This is a genomic window from Cellulomonas pasadenensis (assembly GCF_047229365.1).
Taxonomy (GTDB): domain Bacteria; phylum Actinomycetota; class Actinomycetes; order Actinomycetales; family Cellulomonadaceae; genus Cellulomonas.
This window is the reverse complement of sequence record NZ_JBFTEP010000076.1, coordinates 1-18,810: the sequence shown is the minus strand read 5'-3', so window position 1 is coordinate 18,810 and position 18,810 is coordinate 1. Positions and strand designations below refer to the sequence as shown.

Below are 18,810 nucleotides of genomic sequence, written 5' to 3'. Positions count from 1 at the left end.
GGCGCCGCCTCGGGCGCCGCGTGCGCGACCGGCGCCGCGACCGCCACCAGCGCCACCGTCACGGCCGCCACGGCCGTCGTCCACCCGCTCCGTCGCATGGCGCCCCCCGCCGCTCGGTGGTCCCAGACTGGCCCCGGCGGGGACGGACCGGGAATACCGGGCGCACGCTTTTCACCCGTCGGTCGTCCGCCGTGCGGCAGGGGGGTGGCCACACGGCGGTGCCCGCGTCTACGCTCTCCTCGTGTTCTCGTCCCGGGTGTGTTGTCGCTGAGCTGACGTTCCCGCGCGCCCGTGGCCGACCGGCCCTCGCCGCGCACCCGGTTCGACCCGAGGACCTCCTCCCGTGGCCCAGCCCGTTCTCGCGCGCACCCGCGCCCCGCACGTCCCCGCCGCCCGCCCCCGCGTCGAGGTGGCCGCGCCCGGCCCCTCGGCCGGGCTCGTCGAGTTCCTGCTCGACGCCGACGCGCTGACCGAGACGACGATCGCGCTCGCCGCCGCCCGCGCCGACGTCGTCCGCCTCGTGCACTCCGCCGCGCTGCCGACCGCCGCCGCGGTGCGTGCGCTCGTCGACGTCCTCGAGGACGAGGTCCGCGCCGTCGGCCGCGACCGCGCCGAGGTGCGTCTCGTGCTCGAGGTCGAGGCGGTCGTGGCCGCCGACGACCCCGACGCCGCGCGCCGCCGGGAGCGCCTCGCCTATGCGGAGGCGTTCTCCGGGGCCACGTGGGCGACGACCGCCACGTGGCTGGTCGCCCCCGCCGAGGCGCTCGTGCGCGACGCCGCCGCCCTGGCCGACCGCACAGGCGTCGACGCGGTCGCGCTGGCGCTCGTCGGGGCGTCACGTGCGCACGCGCCGGCCGTCGCCGCGGCGGCCGCGGACGCCTGACGCGAGGAGCGGACACCGGACACGCGCCGGGCTGTCCTCGGTGCGCCGCGTCGTCCGCGCCGCGCCGCCACCGGGTGCGGCCCTCCGGCCCCGTGCCTAGCGTGGCCGGGACGGCGCCGCCGGGGCGCCGCGGACGGGAGGCACCCATGGCGCACGAGGCGCAGCACCTGGACCGGGACGAGGGCGTCGCCAAGGTCGCCGAGCTCATCAAGGACATCCGGATCGCGATGCTCACCACGGTCGACCCCTCGGGTGCGCTGGTGAGCCGGCCGATGGCGGTGCAGGACGTCGAGTTCGACGGGGACCTGTGGTTCTTCACGGACCTGGACAGCCACAAGGCGGACGAGGTGCGCGGCGGCGGCCCCGCGAACGCGGCGTTCGCCGGGTCGACGCACTGGGTGTCGGTGTCGGGCACGGCCGAGGTCGTGCGCGACCGGGCGAAGATCCACGAGCTGTGGGGCACCGCCGCGGAGGCGTGGTTCCCCGACGGCCCGGACACCCCGGGGGTCGGGCTCATCAAGCTCGAGGCGGAGAGCGCGGAGTACTGGGACAGCCCCGGTGGGCGGCTCGCGACGGTGTTCAGCCTCGTGAAGTCGAAGGTGACGGGCGAGCGGTACGACGGCGGCGAGAACGCCGAGGTCGACCTGAGCTGACCCGGGCGCGGCTCACGCGCACTGACCGGCGCGTGAGCCCGCGACCGTGTCTGCCAGGACGCGCGGCGTGCGGTCGTTCGCCGTGCACACGAGCGCACCCGCGACGTCGGTCGTGCCGATCACGACCGCCCCGCGGTTGCGCTCGAGCTGTACGTCCCCGACGACGGTGCTGCGGCGCGGGTCGTGCGTCGGCACGCCCGGGTCGAGGACCTGGTGGCGCAGGTCGCCGAGGTGCACGCTGCCGCCGGTGCCGAGCACGGTCGTGTCGGCCGACACGTGCGTCTGCGACAGCAGCACGGACCGGCCCCAGCGGACCGTCAGCCCGCGGTGCAGCCACGAGTCGTGCACGACGGTCCGGCCGCCCTGCGTGCTGACCCACCCACCGACCTCGGACCGGACCACCTCGAACTGCGGCTGCCCGGGGCCGCCGCGGTCGGACGTGGCGACGTTCACTGCGCCGGCGACGTGCGACCACCAGAGCCCGAACCGCCCCGCCGTCCCGCGGATGCTGCGCCCGATGTCGCCGGTCACCTGCACGCGGTCGGCGCCGTCCAGGTGCACCCCACCCGCGACGTCGACGGACAGCTCGGCCCAGGCGCCGCGGCCCACGTGCACGTCCCCGGCGACGCGCGACAGCTCCAGGTTCGCCTGCGCGCCGGGTGCGACGTGCAGGTCGCCGAGCACCGTGAGGCGGGACAGTCCCCAGCATCCGGTGCCCTCGATGCGCAGGTCACCCGGGACCACGGTGAACGGTGCCGGCTTGATGCCGTCGCCGCAGACCGTGACGGGTGGTGCCGCCGCGGCCGCCGGCACGGCGCCCGCGAGCAGCAGCGCCGTCGTCAGCGGCACCGCCCACCCCGCGCGGGCCCGCCACGTCCGTCGGCCCGGGCGCGGCCGGCGCGCGCTCATGCGCACTGCCCCACACGTGCGCCGCCGACCGTGACGTCGGCGGCCACCTGCGGGGGTGCGCTGCCGCCGAGGCACTCGAGGTCCCCGGCGACGTCCGTGCCGTCGAGCCGGACGGTCGCCCGGTTGTCGAGCAGGAGGAGCGCCGACCCGAGCCCGTTGCGCAGGTCGTCGGTGCCCGGCTCGCAGACGGACCAGACGGGGGCGAACCGCCCGCCGACGTGCGCCGGCCCGCGCGTGTGCCGCACGGTGACGTCGGCCGCCACCGAGGTCTCGCACAGCGCCAGGTCGCGCGCCCACGACATCGTCAGCCCGCGGTGGAGCGTGGAGCGCCCGATGCGCTGCACGCCCCCGTGGAGGTTGACCCAGCCGCCGATCTCGGACGCGAAGACCTTCGTCCCCGTGGTCGTCGCGGCCTCCGGCGCCGCCACGTTGACCGCCCCGGAGACCCGCGCCATCTCGAGCTCGAGGGCCGCGACCTTGCCGCGGACGCTCCGCCCCACCGTGCTGCCCGTGATCCAGACCGCCTCGGCACCGTCCAGCTGCAGGCCGCCGGCCACGTCCTGCCGGTAGAGGCTCAGCCGGCCGGCCCGTCCGACGTGCACGTCGCCGGCGACCCTCCCGAACCACAGCGACAGGTGCGTGCCGGGGGCGACGTGCACGTCGCCGAGCACCACCGCGTAGTTCAGCCGGCACAGTCCGACGGCGTGGAGGTCGCCGGGCACCACGACCGGCAGGTCCTCGTCGGGGTAGGAGCACACCGCTGCCGGTGGTGCGCCGCTCACCGCCGTCCCCCGCGGTCCGGCGGGCGGTGCGAGCGCGCCCGCCGGGACGCCCCCCGCGAGCACGAGCGCCGCCGCCGCGGCGCCCGCGAGCGCGGCCCTGACCATCCTGCTGCGTCCCACGGTCGCCCCCCGCCGTCGTCGTGAGGTCAGCGTGGCGGCGGCCCGCGCTCCGGGGAACGACGGACCGGACATTTCACCCGGTCCGACGCGCGCCGGCGGGCGGCGCGCCGGCGGACCCTCAGACGGTGACCGCCGCCCTGTGCCGTGCCGCGAGCGCCCGCCCGGTGAGCGACGCGGGCTCGTCGACCAGCGCGGCGGGCGGTCCGCTGAACACCACCGTGCCGCCGTCCGACCCGGCGCCCGGGCCCATGTCGAGGACGTGGTCGGCGCGCGAGACGACGTCGAGGTTGTGCTCGATGACGACGACGGTGGACCCGGCGTCGACGAACCGGTCGAGCAGCGCGATGAGCCGGTCGACGTCCGCCATGTGCAGGCCGCTGGTGGGCTCGTCGAGCACGTAGAGGTCGGCGGGGGCGCCGAGCTCGATCGCGAGCTTGAGGCGCTGGCGCTCACCGCCGGACAGCGTCGACAGGGGCTGCCCGAGCGTGAGGTACCCGATGCCGACGTCCTCGAGCGCGGACAGGATCGTCGCGATCGGCTTCTCGGTGCGCTCGGTGAAGAACGCGCGCGCGTCCACCACGGACATCTCCAGCACGTCGGCGATGGACGCGCCGCGCAGCGTCAGCCCCAGCACCTCGTCGGTGAACCGGCGGCCGCCGCAGGTCTCGCACGGGCTCTTCATCGGCTCGAGCGTGCCCAGGTCGGTGTAGATGATGCCGAGGCCGTTGCACGCCGGGCAGGCGCCCTCCGAGTTCGCGCTGAACAGCGCCGGCTTGACCCCGTTCGCCTTGGCGAACGCCTTGCGGACGTGGTCGGCCATGCCGGTGTAGGTCGCGGGGTTGGAGCGCCGGGAGCCGCGCGTCGTGGCCTGGTCCACGACGACGGCGTCCGGGTGCTGGCGCGGCAGCACGCCGCGGACCAGCGAGCTCTTGCCGGACCCGGCGACGCCCGTGACGGCGACGAGCACGCCGGTGGGGATCTCCACGGTGACGTCGTGCAGGTTGTGCAGCGTCGCGTGCGCGACCGTGAGGGCGCCGGTGGGCGTGCGCGGTTCCGTCTTGAGCGGCTGGTGGCGGGCCATGTGCCGGCCGGTCACCGTGCCGGACGTCAGCAGGCCGGCGACGTCGCCCTCGTAGACGACGCGCCCGCCCGCCGCGCCGGCGCCCGGGCCGATGTCGACGACGTGGTCGGCGATCTCGATCACCTCGGGCTTGTGCTCGACGACGAGCACGGTGTTGCCCTTGTCGGCCAGGGCGCGCAGCAGCTCGTTCATGCGGTGCACGTCGTGCGGGTGCAGCCCCGTGCTCGGCTCGTCGAACACGTACGTGACGTCGGTGAGCGCCGACCCCAGGTGCCGGACCATCTTGACGCGCTGCGACTCGCCGCCGGACAGCGTCGTGCTCTCGCGGGACAGGCTGAGGTAGCCGAGGCCGATGTGCACGAGCGCGTCGAGCCGGTCGGCGATGTCGTCGACCAGCGGCCGGTACTCGGGGGCGTCGAGGTCGCGCACCCACCGTGCGAGCTCGCTGACCTGCATCGACGTGCACTCGGCGATCGACCGGCCGGCGACGAGGCTGCCCCGCGCCGCTTCGCTCAGGCGCGTGCCGTCGCACTCCGGGCAGGCGCCGCGCGTCGAGATGCGCTCGACGGCCGTCCGCACGTGGCCCTGCAGCTGCTCGGGGTTCTTCGTCAGGTAGGAGCGGCGCAGCTTGCTGATGAGCCCCTCGTAGGTGAACGAGGCGCCGCCGACGTCGACCTTCGGCGCCTTGCCCTCCGGCCCGTGCAGCAGGATGCGGCGCTGCTCGGGCGTGAAGGTGGCGACCTTCGCGTCGGGGTCGAAGAAGCCCGACTTCACGAAGATCTTCCAGTACCAGCCGTCGACCTGGTAGTTCGGGAAGTCGATCGCGCCCTCGTTGAGGCTCTTGTCGGGGTGGACGAGCGCGTCCTCGTCGATCGCCGCCACCGAGCCGACGCCCTCGCACGCCGGGCACCAGCCGCGCGGGTCGTTGAAGGAGAACGCCGTCGGCGTGCCCAGCGCCGGCGTGCCGAGCCGCGCCCACAGGCGCCGGAGCATCGCGTACGCGTCCGTCACGGTGCCGACGGTCGAGCGCGCGTTGCCGCCCATCGGCTCCTGGTCGACGACGATCGACGCGGTCAGGCCCGTGAGCGAGTCCGCGTCCGGCTGGGCGCTCTGCGGCAGGAAGTTCTGCACGAACGCGCTGTGCGTCTCGTTGAGCAGGCGCTGCGACTCGGCGGCGATGGTGTCGAACGCGATCGACGACTTGCCGGAGCCGGACACGCCGGTGAAGACGGTCAGGCGGCGCTTCGGGACGTCGAGGTCCACGTCCTGCAGGTTGTTCTCGCGGGCGCCACGGATGGCGATGACGTCGGGCACGGCTGCTCCTCGGGAGGCGGTGGGCGGCACGGCGGTACGGACCGGCGCGGGCGCCCGAAGTCGTCGGGGCACCGGTGCCGGGGCACGAGGCTTCGAGCGTACGGTTGACGCCCCTGTGCAGGGTCGCACCGGTACAGGTCAGGATCTGGCCGCGACAACCCTCAAACCCCGGGAGCCGACGTGGGCGACGGCTGGCGGACGGTCGACGTCGCGCACGCCGCCGGCGTCTCCGCGCAGGCCGTCCGCCTGTACGCGGGGTACGGCGTGCTCGGGGACGTCCCGCGCGCCGCGAACGGCTACCGCGCCTGGACCGCCCGGCACGCCGACCTGGCGCTCGCCTACCGCGCGCTCGCCGGCGGGTACGGGGGCGACGTCGCCCGGTCGGTGCTGCGCGCGGTGCACGCCGGCGACGTCCGCGGGGCGCTGGCCGCGGTCGACGCGCAGCACGCCGCCCTGCACGCCGAGCGGCAGCGCCTCGACCGCCTGGAGCGGGCGCTCGCCGAGCTCGCGGACGACCCGGCGCCCGACGGCGTGCCGCACGACGGCTCCCCGCACGACGACGTCCCGCACGGCGACGCCGGCGGCGCGCGGGCTGCCGTGGACCCGGGGGACGCGACGACGATGACGGTCGGGCAGGTCGCCGACGCGCTCGGTGTGCGGACGTCCGCGCTGCGGGTGTGGGAGGACGCCGGCCTGCTGCGCCCCGGTCGCGACCCGCGCACCGGGCACCGCCGCTACTCCGACGCGGACGTCCGGGACGCGCGCGCGGTCCAGCTGCTGCGCAGCACGGGCGCGCCGCTCGACGCGATCCGGCCGGTCCTCGAGGCCCTGCGCGTGCACGCGGACGTCGCGACGCTGCGGGCGGCGGTCGACCGGCGCCGCGACGTGCTCGACGGCGTCGCACGCACCCGCGTCGCGGCGCTGGCCCGCCTGCACGCCGTCCTGCCCCCGCGCTGACGCGTCCGCGCGACCGCGACGACGTCCCCGCCGCCGCGGCACGGCGTCAGCGTCCCGCCCGGTGGGCGGTCAGGGCGCGAGCGTGCGCAGCCCGCGCTCGAGGTCGGCGCGCAGGTCCTCGACGTCCTCGAGCCCGACCGACAGGCGCACCGTCGTCTCGCCGATGCCGACGGCCGCGCGCCCCGCGGCGCCGAGCCTGCGGTGCGTGGTCGTCGCCGGGTGCGTCGCGATCGACTTGGCGTCGCCGAGGTTGTTGGAGATGTCGACGACCTGCAGCGCGTCGAGCACGCCGAACGTCGTCTTCTTCGCCAGCTCGGGCGTCGCGCCGTCGGGTACGGCGAGGTCGAACGTCACCACGGTGCCGCCCCCGGTCTGCTGCCGCCGTGCGAGGTCGAGCTGCGGGTGCGAGGGGAGGAACGGGTACCGCACGCGCGCGACGGCGGGGTGCTGCTCGAGCCACGTCGCGAGCTCGAGCGCGGACGCTGCCTGGTGCCGCACGCGCACGCTCAGCGTCTCCAGCCCCTTGAGCAGGACCCACGCGTTGAACGCCGACAGCGACGGGCCCGTGTTGCGCAGCAGGGTCTGGACGGGCCCGTGGACGATCTCCGCCGGGCCGAGGATCGCGCCGCCGAGGACCCGGCCCTGCCCGTCGATGTGCTTGGTCGCCGAGTACACGACGACGTCGGCGCCGTGGTCGAGCGGGCGGGAGAAGACGGGGGTGGCGAACACGTTGTCGACGACGACCGTCGCGCCGGCCGCGTGCGCGAGGCGGCTCACCGCGGCGATGTCGACGAGGTCCTGCATCGGGTTGGACGGCGTCTCGAAGAAGACGACGTCGGCGGGGGTCGCGAGGGCGGCCTCCCACTGCTCCGGCACGTGCCCGTCGACGTAGTCGGTGCGCACGCCCCACTTGGCGAGGATCTCGTCGAAGATCACGACGGTGGAGCCGAACAGCGCGCGCGAGGCCACCACCCGGGATCCCGAGCGGACGAGCGCGGCCAGCGCCGTGAACACCGCCGACATGCCGGTCGCCGTCGCGTAGCAGGCCTCGGCGCCCTCCAGCAGCCGCAGCCGCTCCTCGAACGTCGACACCGTCGGGTTGCCGTAGCGCGAGTACAGGAACCGGTCGACGTCGCCCGCGAAGCCCGCCTCGGCGTCGGCCGCGGACCCGTACGCGTACCCCTGGGTGAGGAAGAGCCCCTCGGACAGCTCGCCGAGCTCGCTGCGCACGAGCCCGCCGCGCACGGCGAGCGTGTCGGGCCGCAGCGCGGCGCGGTCGGTCCGTCGGTCGTCCCAGTCGCGCGGCCCGGGGACGCGGCGCGCGCTCACGGCTGCACCCACGGCAGGCCGGCGGCGCGCCAGCCCTCGTGCCCGCGGTGGCCGTCGGGCCCGGTCGCGCCCTCGAAGCCCTCGAGGACGTTGTACGCGGGCCCGTACCCGGCGGCGGTCGCGGCCTGCGCGGCGCCGATCGAGCGCTGGCCCGACCGGCAGAGGAACACCACGGGCCGGCCGTCGCCCGGCGTGACGCCCGTGGCGGCGAGCTGGTCGAGGAACCGCGGGTTCGGGCGGCCCGTCGGGTACGAGACCCACTCGACGAGCGCCGCCTGGCGGCCGAGCGCGCGCAGGTCGGGCACGCCGACGTAGCGCCACTCGGCGTCCGTGCGGACGTCGACGAGCACGGCGTCGGGGTGGCCGTCGAGCAGCGCCCAGGCCTCGGTCGGCGTGACGTCGCCGGCGTAGCCGTCGGCGGGACGTGCGTGCACGGTCATGCGTCCTCCATCGGTCCTGGCGGTAGCACCCTCGTCCGGGCCCGTGCGGGTCCCGCGGGTTGCTGCGGCGTCGTCGAGCCAGATCTCTCGGCCGCTCTGGATGGTCGTCGGCGATGCTACGGCAGGCGCGCAGGCCGGGGGCGGGCCGTCTCACCCCGCGCGGTCACCCCGGGACGGCCGGACGCCAGCGCAGCCCGGGGAACCGCGCGAAGTCGCGGTCCTGCGAGACCCACGTCGCCCCCAGTTCGACGGCCACGGCGGCGTGCTGCGCGTCGGCGACGAGGTTCCCGCGCGCGTCCGCGGCCCGGCAGAGCTCGGCGACGACGTCCCAGTGCCGCGGCCCGGGGACGACGCGGACGACGTCGGGGTGGCTGCGCAGCGCCTCCACCTGTGCCAGCGCCTCGGCGAGCGGCGTGGGGCGGGCGAACACGCGGGGGTGCGTCAGGACCCGGACCGTGCCGCCGAGCACGGCGTCCGTGAGCCCCACGGTCTCGGGCCCGCCGACGGTCCGCTCGAGCCACCCCCGGAGCGCCTCGTGCCGCGGGGCGTCCGCGCGGAAGGCCCCGACGAGGACGTTCACGTCCGGCAGGATCACCGCCCCTCCATCGCGTCGAGCAGGGCCGCCGAGTCGTCGAGGTCGACGCCGGGCAGCAGCCCGCCGGTGCCGGACGGTGCGACCACGTACGCGACGCGGGTACCGGCCTGCTCCTCGCGGTACCGCGCGAGCGCGGCGCGCAGCGCCTCCTCGACCACCGACGTCACCGTGCGTCCGGTCGCGGCGGCGGTCGTCCGGACCTCGCGGTAGAGGTCGTCGGGGATGTTGAGCGTCGTCCGCATCGCGGGAGCATATCGGCATATCAATGACACATACCGCTGCGGACGCACGTTGCTGAGATCGCTCGTCTCGTATCGAGAGACCGTCCGCGTGTCCGCGTTGACACCCCCCGGCGCCCACGCCGATCCTCGACCCAGGTCATGAGCGCCAGCGCGAAGCCCCGGCTCGCTGGCCGGCAACCCTCCTCCGCGGTGGGGTGCCCCGGGTGACGACCTGGCCGTGCACCGTCCGGTGCCGGCAAGCGCGGGACCTCCCTGCCGGGTCCCCGGGTCCAGGAGGCTGCCATGACGACCATCACCGAGCTGCTCGCGTGTGCCGACGAGGTGTCGGGCACGTCGTCCGTCGGCACGTCCGCCAGCACGTCCGTCAGCACGTCCGCCAGCACGCGCGCCACGGCGTCCTCCGCAGCCGCGCGCTCCACGGCCGCGAGCGGGCCGCTGCCGGGTGTCGTCGGGGCGTCGACGACGGTCCCGCTCGTCGACGGCTCGAGCCGCACCTACGCGAACCTCGACTGCGCGGCCAGCGCACCGGCGCTCGAGTCCGTCGCCGCGCGGGTCGCCGAGGTGCTGCCGCTGTACGCGTCCGTGCACCGCGGCGCCGGGTACCTCTCGCAGGTGTCCACCGCGCTGTACGAGGCCTCCCGCCAGGCCGTGGCGCGGTTCGTCGGCGCCCGCGCGGACGACGTCTGCGTCATCACCCGCAACACGACCGACAGCCTCAACCTGCTCGCCGGCGTGGTGCCCGACGGCGGGCGCGTGCTGGTGCTGGACGTCGAGCACCACGCCAACCTCCTGCCGTGGGTGCAGCGTGGCACGGGCGCGCACGCGGCCGAGTCCCGCACCGCGACGGTCCTCGCGCTGCGGCCCACGGTCGCCGCCACGCTCGAGGCCCTGCGCGACGAGCTCGCGCGCACCCCGTACGCGCTGCTCGCGCTGACCGGCGCGTCGAACGTCACGGGGGAGGCGCTGCCGCTCGACGACGTGGTCGCCCTCGCGCACGCCGCGGGGACGCGGGTGGCCGTCGACGGCGCGCAGCTGGTCCCGCACCGCGGCTTCTCGCTGGCCGCGACGGACGTCGACTACGTCGCGTTCTCGGGGCACAAGACGTACGCGCCGTACGGCGCGGGCGCGCTCGTCGGCCGGCGCGACTGGCTCGACACGGGGACGCCCTACCTCGCGGGCGGCGGCGCGGTGCGCGACGTCCGCACCGACCGCACCCTGTGGCAGCCGGCGCCCGCACGGCACGAGGCGGGCTCGCCCAACGTCATCGGCGCCATCGCGCTCGCGCAGGCGTGCGAGACCCTCGCGGAGCTGCCCGCCGGTGCGCTCGAGGCGCACGAGCAGGCGCTGCGCACCCGGCTCGTCGACGGCCTGACCGCGGTCGACGGCGTGCGCGTCGCCCGCATCTGGCCGGACTCGCCGGACCCGGTCGGCGTCGTCACGTTCACCGTCGGCGACCTGAACCCCGGTCTGGTCGCGGCGTACCTGTCCGCCGAGCACGGCATCGGCGTGCGCGACGGCCGGTTCTGCGCGCACCCGCTGCTCGCGCACCTCGGCGCGTCGCAGGGTGCGGTGCGGGCGTCGATCGGCGTCGGGACGACCGCCGAGCACGTCGACCGCCTGGTCGCCGCCGTCGCGGCGCTCGTCGACCGCGGCACGCAGGCGGGGTACGAGGTCGTCGACGGCTGCTGGTCCGTCGTCGACGACACCCGCCCGCTCGTCGAGGTCCGCGGGCTCGACCACCTCGCGGCCACCGCGGCCGCCGCCTGCGGACCGGCCGTCGACGACTGAGCGGAGCGACCCGCCGGCGTACCGCCGCGCGGCACGTCGGCGGACCGCCGCGCGTCAGCGGGTCAGCCGGCGCGCCGCGCGGCGCAGCATCGCGGTGACGACCACCGGGTGCACCGGCTGGACCACGGCGAGGTACAGGCGGCCGCGCCACCCGTGCAGCCGGACGGCCGTCGTCACGCTGACCAGCCGCGCCTCGGGGTCGACCGCGACGCCGCAGCGGAAGTCGAGGTGGACGTCGTCGTGGGCGATCAGCGCCTCCTGGCCGACGACGCGGTCGACGGCGAACGTGTCGCGCGGCGCCGCGGGGATGCGCAGCAGCGGCACGAGCACCTGCCGCACCGCGAGCGCCGCCAGCACCCAGCGCGGCATGGCGGCGAGGGAGAAGACCGCGTCCGCCCAGACAGCCGGGTCGGTCGGCGCACCGGCGGGCAGCGGCACGATCGCGGCGTCGGCGAAGTCGGGCGCGGGGACGTCCCGCAGGGCGAGCGACCAGGGCGTCATGGGTCCTCCGTGAGGGGTGTGCCCGTCACGCTAGAGCGGCGTACCTGAGACGACGCCGAGCGGGTGGGGCCGCCCGTGCCACGCTCCACCCATGGAGCACGACCTCGTCCTCTCCGGCCACGGCGTCCGCCTCGTCCCGCTGCGCGCCGAGCACGCGGCGCCGCTGCTCACGTGCACCGACGACGTCGTGTGGCGCGGCATGACGTCGCCGACGCCGCGCACCGCCGCCGACATGGAGCGGGTGGTGGCGACCGCCCTCGCCGCGCCGGGCCGGTACCCGTTCGCGGTGCTCGACGCGGCCGGCCGGGTCGTCGGGTCGACCTCCTTCTACGACGTCGACCGCACCGTGGGCCGCCTCGAGGTCGGGCACACCTGGTACGCGCCGGCGGTGTGGGGCACGCACGTCAACCCCGCCTGCAAGCTGCTGCTCATGACGCACGCGTTCGAGGAGTGGCGCGTCGCGCGCGTCGCCTACCGCGTCGACGAGCGCAACCACCGCTCGCTCGCGGCCGTCACGAAGCTCGGCGCGGTCCCGGAGGGACGGCTGCGCGGGCACCGCCTGCGCCCCGACGGCACGCGCGGCGCGTCGATGTACTTCTCCGTCCTCGCCGACGAGTGGCCCGCCGTCCGCGACCGGCTGCGCGCCCGGCTGGCCGGGCAGGCGGTGCCGGACGACCGCACGCACCTGCTGCTGCTCGGCGGGCGGTCGGGTGTCGGCAAGTCGACCGTGGGGGCGGCGGTGCACGACCTGCTGACCGCGCGGGACGTCCGCCACGCGGTCGTCGAGGGCGACGCGCTCGACCTCGCGCACCCGGCGCCGTGGGAGCACGGCGTCGCGGCGGCCAACCTCGCCGACGTCTGGCGCCGCTACCGCGCGCTCGGGTACCGGCGGCTCGTCGTCACCAGCACCGTCAGCGTGCTGGAGGCCGACGTGCTCGCCGCGGCCGTCGGTGACCGCCCGCACGTCACGTCGGTGCTGCTCACCGCGTCGGACAGCACCGCGCACGCGCGTCTGGCGCGGCGCGAGCACGGCGCGTCGCTGGCCGCCCACGTCGCCCGCTCGGACGCGGCGGCGGTGCGGCTCGAGGCCGAGGCGGCCGCCGACGTGCACCGGGTCGCGACGGACGGGCGGGACCCCGAGGACGTGGCGGCGGAGGTGCTGCGGCTCGCCGGCTGGTGAGCCGCGAGCGGCGTGGCACGCGCGCCGCGGTCAGCCCACCCGGATGCGCAGGTGGGCTGCGAGCAGCGGTGCGAGGTCGACGAGCTGGTCGGGGCTGACCGTCGCGCCGGCGAGCCCGCCGACGCCGTCGACCGCCTCGCGCAGCCGCGCCCCCCGCAGGTCGACGTCGGTGAGGTGCGCGTTCTCGACGTCGAGCCGGCGGACGTCGCAGTCGACGACCGTCAGCCGCTTCACGCGCGCGCCCGACAGGTCGAGGTCGCCGAGCGTGACCCGCTCGAGGCGGACCTCCTCCACGGTCGCTCCCCGCAGGTCGAGGTAGTCGACCTTGCCCCCGACGACCTGCACGCGCAGCCACTCGCCCCCCGACACGCCCAGCGCCCCGAGCCGCACGTCGGTGAGCGTGGAGTCGCGCCACGTCGAGGACGGCGCGCGCACGTCGCCCGCCTGCACGGCCGTCCACGTGGTGTCGAGCAGGCGCGCGTGGTCGAGGCGCAGCCCGTCGGCGCGGCAGTCGACGAGCGCGCACTCGAGGAACCGGGCCCCGGACGCGTCACGGCCCGCCAGGTCGAGGCCGGTGAAGGTCAGCGCGTCGAGGTCGGCGTCGGGCACCAGGTCGTCGGCGGTCGCGTCCACACCCCGGAGCGTGCCACGGGCTACCGACAGGCGGCCCGGCCGGCCGGCGCGGCAGGCCGCGCGCCGGTCAGGCCATCGACGCGAGCAGCGCCCGGCACGCCGCCTCGCAGCGCCGGCACGCCTCGGCGCACACCCGGCAGTGCTCGTGCATGCCGGCGTGCTGCTCGCACTCGTCCGCGCACTGCCCGCACGCGACCGCGCACGCCTCGAGCAGCGCGGCGACCAGCTTGAGGTCCGGGTCGGTCTGGCGGCTCAGCACCGTGGCCGTCGCGCTGCAGACGTCGGCGCAGTCGGCGTCGAGGCGGATGCACGCGCGCAGGTCGGCGACGTGCTCCTCGCCCAGGCACGCGTCCGCGCACGCGGTGCACGTCTGCGCGCACGCCAGGCACGCCTCGATGCACGCGACCAGCTCCTCCGCGGGGGCGAACGGGTCGCCGGGGTAGCTGTCGACCATCTGCCGCACGGTGCTCACGGTGCCTCCTCCGCGGCCCGCCGCGGCCGACGTCCCGGCCCGGGGACGACGAGCACGCCCGCCACGCTAGGCGCCGCACGCCCCACCCGCCCGCCGACGCGGAACACCCGCCGACGCGGGGCCCTCGCGACGGCGCCGAACCGGCCGCCGTGCAGCACGGCGGGACGCCGGTACTGCAGAACGGCCGGTTCGTCGCTGGTGGGGTGGGGGGAGGTCGCCGGGTCCTGCGGCCCGGCGCGTCGAACCGGTCGTCGTGCAGCACCGCCGGGCGCCGGTGCTGCGCAACCGCCGGCTCGGCGGGGTGGGTCGCCGGTCGGGTGCCCGCGTCAGGGGAGGGGGGCGACCGTGCCCAGGACGTGGGGCTTGCCCGTGCGCGGGTGCCAGGCGGCGAGGTCGTACCCGCCCGCGTCGGCGGGACGCGTGCTGACCGCCACGGTGCCCGGCAGCAGGACCGGCTTCACGAACTCCACGGACCACGCGAACGCCTCGCCGCGCACGGCGCCCACGTCGGCGAGCAGCCGCGCCGCCGTGTACATGCCGTGCGCGATGGCGCGCGGGAACCCGAACGGCCGGGCGGTGAGTGCCGACAGGTGGATGGGGTTGCGGTCGCCGGACACCGCGCCGTAGCGGCGGCCCGTGCCGGCGTCGAGGCGCCACGTGCCCGTGGGCGCCGGCGGCACGAACGTGGGGCGCTCGGCCGGCTCGTCGGCGCCGGCGCCGGCGTCGGTACCGGCACCCGGGAGCCGCAGCCCGGGCGCCAGGTACGTCGACACGCCGCGCCACGCGACGTCGTCGCCCCGTCCCGCGTCGCCCGCACCGCCGCGCACCTCCACGACGAGGTCGACCTGCGTGCCGCGTGCGTGCGGACGCATGCCCTCGGCGTGCGCGCGCACGGCGAGCACGTCGCCCAGCAGGAGCGGCCGGCGCTGCTCGACCCGGTTGGCGAGGTGCACCATCCCGAGCAGCGGCAGGGGGAAGTCGTCGCGGACCATGAGCGCCGTCGCGACGGGGAACGCCAGCACGTGCACGTACCCGGCGGGCAGCGCGTCCGTGCCGGGCTCGCCGAGCAGCCGCTGGTACGCCGTCAGGTGCGCGGCGTCGACGCGGACGCCGTCGACCGTGTGCACGACGTCCGGCAGCGGTGCCACCACCCGGCGCGACCCGCCGCGCAGCGCGAGCCGCGCCGCGCCGGCGGCCGCCCGCCCGTACAGCCCGCCGAGCCCCGGCACGGCCGGGAGCCGCACCTCCCGCGGGTCGCTCACCGGCCGACCATGTTCTGCCCGCACACGCGCAGCGTGCGCCCGATGATCCCGCCGGCGGCGGGCGAGGCGAGGAACGCCACCGCCTCGGCGACGTCGACCGGCAGCCCGCCCTGCTGCAGCGAGTTGAGCCGGCGCGCCACCTGCCGCGTGACGGCGGGGATGCGCGCGGTCATCTCGGTCTCGATGAACCCGGGGGCGACCGCGTTGGCGGTGCCGCCGAAGGGCGCGAGCAGCGGCGCGGTGGCGCGGACCATGCCGATGACACCGCCCTTGCTGGCGGCGTAGTTGGTCTGCCCGCGGTTGCCGGCGATGCCGGACGTGGACGCGAGCGCGACGACCCGCGGCGCGTCCGCGAAGTCGCCGGACGTCAGCAGCGCCTCGTTGATGCGCAGCTGCGCGGCGATGTTCACGGCCAGCACGGACGCCCACTTGTCGTCCGACATGTTGGCGAGCAGCTTGTCGCGCGTGATGCCGGCGTTGTGGACGACGACGTCGAGGCGGCCGTGCCGCGTGCGGGCGTGCTCGAGGATGCGCTCGCCCGCGTCGTCGGCGGTGACGTCCAGCTGCAGCGCGGTGCCCCGGACGCGGTTGGCGACGGCGGCGAGCTGCTCGCCCGCGGCGGGCACGTCGACGGCGACGACCGTCGCGCCGTCGCGCGCCAGGACGTCGGCGATCGCGGCGCCGATGCCGCGCGCGGCGCCCGTGACGACGGCGACCCGGCCGGCGAGCGGCCGGTCCCAGTCGGCCGGCAGCTCGCCCGCGTCGGAGTCGACCTCGAGGAACTGCCCGTCGACGAACGCCGACCGCGTCGAGAGCAGGAACCGCAGCCCCGCGACGACGCTCGGCGCGGTCACCGGCACGTCGGCCGCGACGACCAGCCCGTTGCCCGTGCCGCCGGCGCGCAGCTCCTTGGCCAGCGAGCGCAGGAACCCGTCGACGCCCTGCCGCGCGGCGGCGACCGCGGGCGCGTCCGTGCCCAGCGCGGGCCGCGACACCGTCACGACGCGCGCGGCCGGCCGCAGTCTCTTGAGGGTCGACGCCGCGGCGAGCACGGGCGCCGTGAGGTCGTCCGGGTGCGCGACGTCGGTGAGGACGAGCACCACGGCGGCGTAGCGCACGTCCGGCGTCGGGTGCCGGTGCACGTCGAGGTCCCAGCCGTCGAGCACGACCGGCGCCTCCGGGCGGGGGGACGCCGGGCCGCCGGCGGGCGACGAGAGCAGCGTCGCGACCGCGTCGGCGTCCGGGCCGGAGCCCAGCACGAGCACGGGGCCGTCCACGAGCGGCTGGCCCGGCCGGTACCGGCGCAGGCGCGCGGGCCGCGGCAGGCCGAGCTGCTGCGCGATCTTCTTGGTCAGCCCGCTGTTGACGAGCTCGAGGTACGTGTCGGTCATCGCTGCTCCTGCGTCGGTCCGGGCCGGCGGGGGCGCCGCGGGCGTCGGGAGAGGGGACCGGGCCGCACGCCGCCCGGGGGGGTGGCGGCGTGCGGCCCGGCGGTCAGGCGGCCTCGAGGATCGCGGTGAGGCCGAGGCCGCCCGCGGCGCACACGGACACGAGGGCGCGCACGGGGGAGTGGTCCCCGGCGGCGACCTGCGCGGCGCGGCGGCGGTGCAGCTCCTTGGCGGTCGTGGCGACGATGCGCCCGCCCGTCGCGGCGAACGGGTGGCCGGCGGCGAGGGACGAGCCGTGCACGTTGAGCCGGTCGACGTCGACCGTGCCGAACGCCCCGTCGAGGCCGAGGCGCTCGCGGCCGAACTCCTCGGACCCCCAGGCCGCGAGCGTCGTGAGCACCGTGGACGCGAACGCCTCGTGGATCTCGACGTACTGGAAGTCGTCCAGCGTGAGCCCGTGGCGGGCGAGCAGGCGCGGCACCGCGAACACCGGCGCCATGAGCAGCCCGTCGACCCCGCGCACGAAGTCGACGGCACCGGCCTCGGCGTCGACGACCGCGGCCAGCGGCGTGAGGTCGTGCTCGGCGGCCCACTCGGCCGAACCGAGCAGGACCGTCGAGGCGCCGTCCGTGAGCGGCGTCGAGTTGCCGGCCGTCATCGTCGCCGGCGCGTCGAGGGACAGGCCGAACGTCGGCCGGAGCTTCGCCAGCTTCTCGAGCGACGTGTCCGCGCGCAGGTTCCCGTCGCGCGTCAGGCCGCGGTACGGCGTGACGAGGTCGTCGAAGAAGCCGGCGTCCCAGGCGGCGGCGAGGCGCTGGTGGCTGCGCAGCGCGACCTCGTCCTGCGCCTCGCGGGTGATGCCCCACTGCGCCGTCGTCAGGGCCTGGTGCTCGCCCATGGACAGGTGCGTGCGCGGCTCGGACGTGCGCGGCGTGGCCGGGGCCAGGTCCTTGGGGCGCAGGCGGGCGACGGCCTTCAGCCGCTGCTGCGGGGTCTTGGCGTGCGACAGGTCGAGCAGCACCCGGCGCAGCCGGTCGCTCACCGCGATGGGCGCGTCGGACGTCGTGTCGACGCCGCCCGCGATGCCGGACTCGAGCTGGCCGAGGCGGATCTTGTTGGACAGCGAGACGACGGTCTCGAGGCCCGTCGCGCAGGCCTGCTGCACGTCGTACGCCGGCGTGGTCGGCGACAGCGCGGAGCCGAGGACGGCCTCGCGCGTGAGGTTGAAGTCGCGGCTGTGCTTGAGGACGGCGCCGGCGGCGACCTCGCCGATCCGCTCGCCCTGCAGGCCGTAGCGGGCGACGAGCCCGTCGAGGGCCGCGGTGAGCATGTCCTGGTTGGACGCCTGCGCGTACGTCCCGCCGGCGCGCGCGAACGGGATCCGGTTGCCGCCGAGGACGTACGCGGCGCGGGGGCCGCTCGTGGCGGCGTCGGCGGCGGTCGTGCTGCTCGGGGTGGTGCTCCGGTCGGGGGTGGAGGCTGCCATGTCGGGCGTTCCCTCTCGCATCGGCACTGATGACGGGTCCGTGCCGGGGGTGCGACCGCCGCCTCGTCGGCGCGGCTGCCACGAGGGCTGCGGCGCGTCGAGGGACGTCGGTCCCGGCTGATGTCCGAAACCCACAGTACCTGATACCGTCGGTTGCGTGAGGCCGGTCACGCCGGGCCCGTCGAGGACGACGACGGCCCCGCCCCCCGCGGACGACGACGCAGCACCCCGCCGCGTCGGGTCCCTCGGCGCGCCCGCGGCCGTGGGCGACGCGGCCGACGACGTCGCGGACGCCGCCGCCGACGGCCGCTCCACCCGCTGGGCCGACCACCGCGAGGCCCGCCGCGCCGAGCTCGTCCGCGTCGCGCGCCGGACCGTGCACCACCGCGGCCCGGACGTGTCGATGGAGGAGATCGCGGCCGCCGCCGGCACGTCGAAGTCCATCGTCTACCGCTACTTCGCCGACAAGACCGGCCTGCAGATCGCGGTCGCCGAGGCCGTCGTGCTGCAGATCCAGGGCGCGCTCGAGGGCGTGCTGCGCATCGCGCCGACGCCCCGCGACGGGCTGCGCGCGATGGTCGCGGTGTACCTCGAGATGATCGAGTCGTCGCCGCACGTGTACGCGTTCGTCACGCGCGACGGCTCGGTGGAGTCCGGCGGCCCGCTCGGGCACTTCCTCGACTCCGTGACCGCGATGGTGGCGGCGCCGTTCGCGCACGGGCTCACCGAGGACCGCGACGCCGGCACCGCGGCCCGGCCGGACGCGGCCGCCCGCGCGCTCGCGGAGTCCTGGGC

At 76.6% G+C, this 18,810-nt stretch carries 19 protein-coding genes and 2 riboswitches; of the genes, 6 read left to right on the top strand and 13 right to left on the bottom strand.

Features of this window, described 5'->3' with window-relative positions; genetic code table 11:
* The first annotated feature begins 343 nt into the window (after positions 1-343).
* Together AB6N23_RS11740 and AB6N23_RS11735 are read left to right on the top strand one after the other, a co-directional pair.
* Positions 344-883, top strand: coding sequence for a hypothetical protein (locus AB6N23_RS11740; RefSeq protein WP_412866239.1), 540 nt, complete (start codon positions 344-346; stop codon positions 881-883).
* A gap of 146 nt (positions 884-1,029) precedes the next feature.
* Positions 1,030-1,536 (top strand): pyridoxamine 5'-phosphate oxidase family protein, encoded by a 507-nt coding sequence (locus tag AB6N23_RS11735; RefSeq protein ID WP_412866238.1) that lies wholly within the window; start codon positions 1,030-1,032, stop codon positions 1,534-1,536.
* Positions 1,537-1,548: 12 nt separating this feature from the next.
* Here AB6N23_RS11735 and AB6N23_RS11730 read toward each other — a convergent pair whose 3' ends face one another.
* The 3 genes from AB6N23_RS11730 to AB6N23_RS11720 form a co-directional block, all read right to left on the bottom strand.
* Complete coding sequence (locus AB6N23_RS11730; RefSeq protein ID WP_412866237.1) at positions 1,549-2,445, bottom strand: hypothetical protein; 897 nt, start codon at positions 2,443-2,445, stop codon at positions 1,549-1,551.
* Positions 2,442-3,332 (bottom strand): hypothetical protein, encoded by an 891-nt coding sequence (locus AB6N23_RS11725; RefSeq protein ID WP_412866236.1) that lies wholly within the window; start codon positions 3,330-3,332, stop codon positions 2,442-2,444. The genes AB6N23_RS11730 and AB6N23_RS11725 overlap by 4 nt, the downstream gene beginning before the upstream one ends.
* Positions 3,333-3,465: 133 nt before the next feature.
* Positions 3,466-5,742: an ATP-binding cassette domain-containing protein gene (locus tag AB6N23_RS11720; protein WP_412866235.1), complete on the bottom strand. Its 2,277-nt coding sequence runs from the start codon at positions 5,740-5,742 to the stop codon at positions 3,466-3,468.
* A gap of 180 nt (positions 5,743-5,922) precedes the next feature.
* Between AB6N23_RS11720 and AB6N23_RS11715 the strand changes: the two genes are divergently transcribed.
* Positions 5,923-6,699 carry a MerR family transcriptional regulator gene (locus AB6N23_RS11715; RefSeq protein ID WP_412866234.1) on the top strand — a complete coding sequence of 259 codons (777 nt, stop codon included), beginning with the start codon at positions 5,923-5,925 and terminating at the stop codon, positions 6,697-6,699.
* A gap of 69 nt (positions 6,700-6,768) precedes the next feature.
* Here AB6N23_RS11715 and AB6N23_RS11710 read toward each other — a convergent pair whose 3' ends face one another.
* From AB6N23_RS11710 to AB6N23_RS11695, 4 genes are all read right to left on the bottom strand, one after another.
* Positions 6,769-8,028 carry an O-succinylhomoserine sulfhydrylase gene (locus tag AB6N23_RS11710; RefSeq protein WP_412866233.1) on the bottom strand — a complete coding sequence of 420 codons (1,260 nt, stop codon included), beginning with the start codon at positions 8,026-8,028 and terminating at the stop codon, positions 6,769-6,771.
* Positions 8,025-8,468: a rhodanese-like domain-containing protein gene (locus tag AB6N23_RS11705; RefSeq protein ID WP_412866232.1), complete on the bottom strand. Its 444-nt coding sequence runs from the start codon at positions 8,466-8,468 to the stop codon at positions 8,025-8,027. The genes AB6N23_RS11710 and AB6N23_RS11705 overlap by 4 nt, the downstream gene beginning before the upstream one ends.
* A 4-nt stretch (positions 8,469-8,472) precedes the next feature.
* Positions 8,473-8,575, bottom strand: a riboswitch (SAM riboswitch).
* 56 nt (positions 8,576-8,631) lie between these two features.
* The gene (locus AB6N23_RS11700) at positions 8,632-9,063 is read right to left on the bottom strand and encodes a type II toxin-antitoxin system VapC family toxin (protein ID WP_412866231.1); all 432 of its coding nucleotides are present in this window, start codon (positions 9,061-9,063) and stop codon (positions 8,632-8,634) included.
* Positions 9,060-9,305: a ribbon-helix-helix protein, CopG family gene (locus AB6N23_RS11695; protein ID WP_412866230.1), complete on the bottom strand. Its 246-nt coding sequence runs from the start codon at positions 9,303-9,305 to the stop codon at positions 9,060-9,062. The genes AB6N23_RS11700 and AB6N23_RS11695 overlap by 4 nt, the downstream gene beginning before the upstream one ends.
* A gap of 134 nt (positions 9,306-9,439) precedes the next feature.
* Positions 9,440-9,553, top strand: a riboswitch (SAM riboswitch).
* 34 nt (positions 9,554-9,587) lie between these two features.
* On the opposite strand from AB6N23_RS11695, the gene AB6N23_RS11690 reads away from it, so the two are divergent.
* Entirely contained in the window at positions 9,588-11,093 is a 1,506-nt protein-coding gene (locus tag AB6N23_RS11690) for an aminotransferase class V-fold PLP-dependent enzyme (RefSeq protein WP_412866229.1), read from the top strand.
* Between the two features lie 54 nt (positions 11,094-11,147).
* Here the strand turns inward: AB6N23_RS11690 and AB6N23_RS11685 are convergent, their stop codons facing one another.
* Positions 11,148-11,594, bottom strand: coding sequence for a DUF2867 domain-containing protein (locus tag AB6N23_RS11685; RefSeq protein ID WP_412866228.1), 447 nt, complete (start codon positions 11,592-11,594; stop codon positions 11,148-11,150).
* Between the two features lie 91 nt (positions 11,595-11,685).
* Between AB6N23_RS11685 and AB6N23_RS11680 the strand changes: the two genes are divergently transcribed.
* Positions 11,686-12,774, top strand: a complete 1,089-nt coding sequence (locus tag AB6N23_RS11680) for a GNAT family N-acetyltransferase (RefSeq protein WP_412866227.1) — start codon at positions 11,686-11,688, stop codon at positions 12,772-12,774.
* 30 nt (positions 12,775-12,804) lie between these two features.
* On the opposite strand, the gene AB6N23_RS11675 is transcribed toward AB6N23_RS11680, so the two are convergent.
* The 5 genes from AB6N23_RS11675 to AB6N23_RS11655 form a co-directional block, all read right to left on the bottom strand.
* Positions 12,805-13,407, bottom strand: a complete 603-nt coding sequence (locus AB6N23_RS11675; RefSeq protein ID WP_412866226.1) for a pentapeptide repeat-containing protein — start codon at positions 13,405-13,407, stop codon at positions 12,805-12,807.
* A 67-nt stretch (positions 13,408-13,474) separates the two neighbouring features.
* A complete protein-coding gene (locus tag AB6N23_RS11670) occupies positions 13,475-13,861 on the bottom strand; it encodes a four-helix bundle copper-binding protein (protein WP_412866240.1) in 387 nt (128 codons plus the stop codon).
* A 344-nt stretch (positions 13,862-14,205) separates the two neighbouring features.
* Positions 14,206-15,141, bottom strand: coding sequence for a MaoC/PaaZ C-terminal domain-containing protein (locus tag AB6N23_RS11665; RefSeq protein WP_412866225.1), 936 nt, complete (start codon positions 15,139-15,141; stop codon positions 14,206-14,208).
* Positions 15,138-16,532 carry a 3-oxoacyl-ACP reductase gene (locus AB6N23_RS11660; RefSeq protein ID WP_412866224.1) on the bottom strand — a complete coding sequence of 465 codons (1,395 nt, stop codon included), beginning with the start codon at positions 16,530-16,532 and terminating at the stop codon, positions 15,138-15,140. Before AB6N23_RS11660 ends, AB6N23_RS11665 begins: the two co-directional genes overlap by 4 nt.
* A 103-nt stretch (positions 16,533-16,635) precedes the next feature.
* Complete coding sequence (locus AB6N23_RS11655) at positions 16,636-18,015, bottom strand: acetyl-CoA C-acetyltransferase (protein WP_412866223.1); 1,380 nt, start codon at positions 18,013-18,015, stop codon at positions 16,636-16,638.
* 157 nt (positions 18,016-18,172) lie between these two features.
* Here AB6N23_RS11655 and AB6N23_RS11650 point away from each other — a divergent pair.
* On the top strand, positions 18,173-18,810 hold a 638-nt coding region (locus AB6N23_RS11650), incomplete at its 3' end, for a TetR/AcrR family transcriptional regulator (protein WP_412866222.1).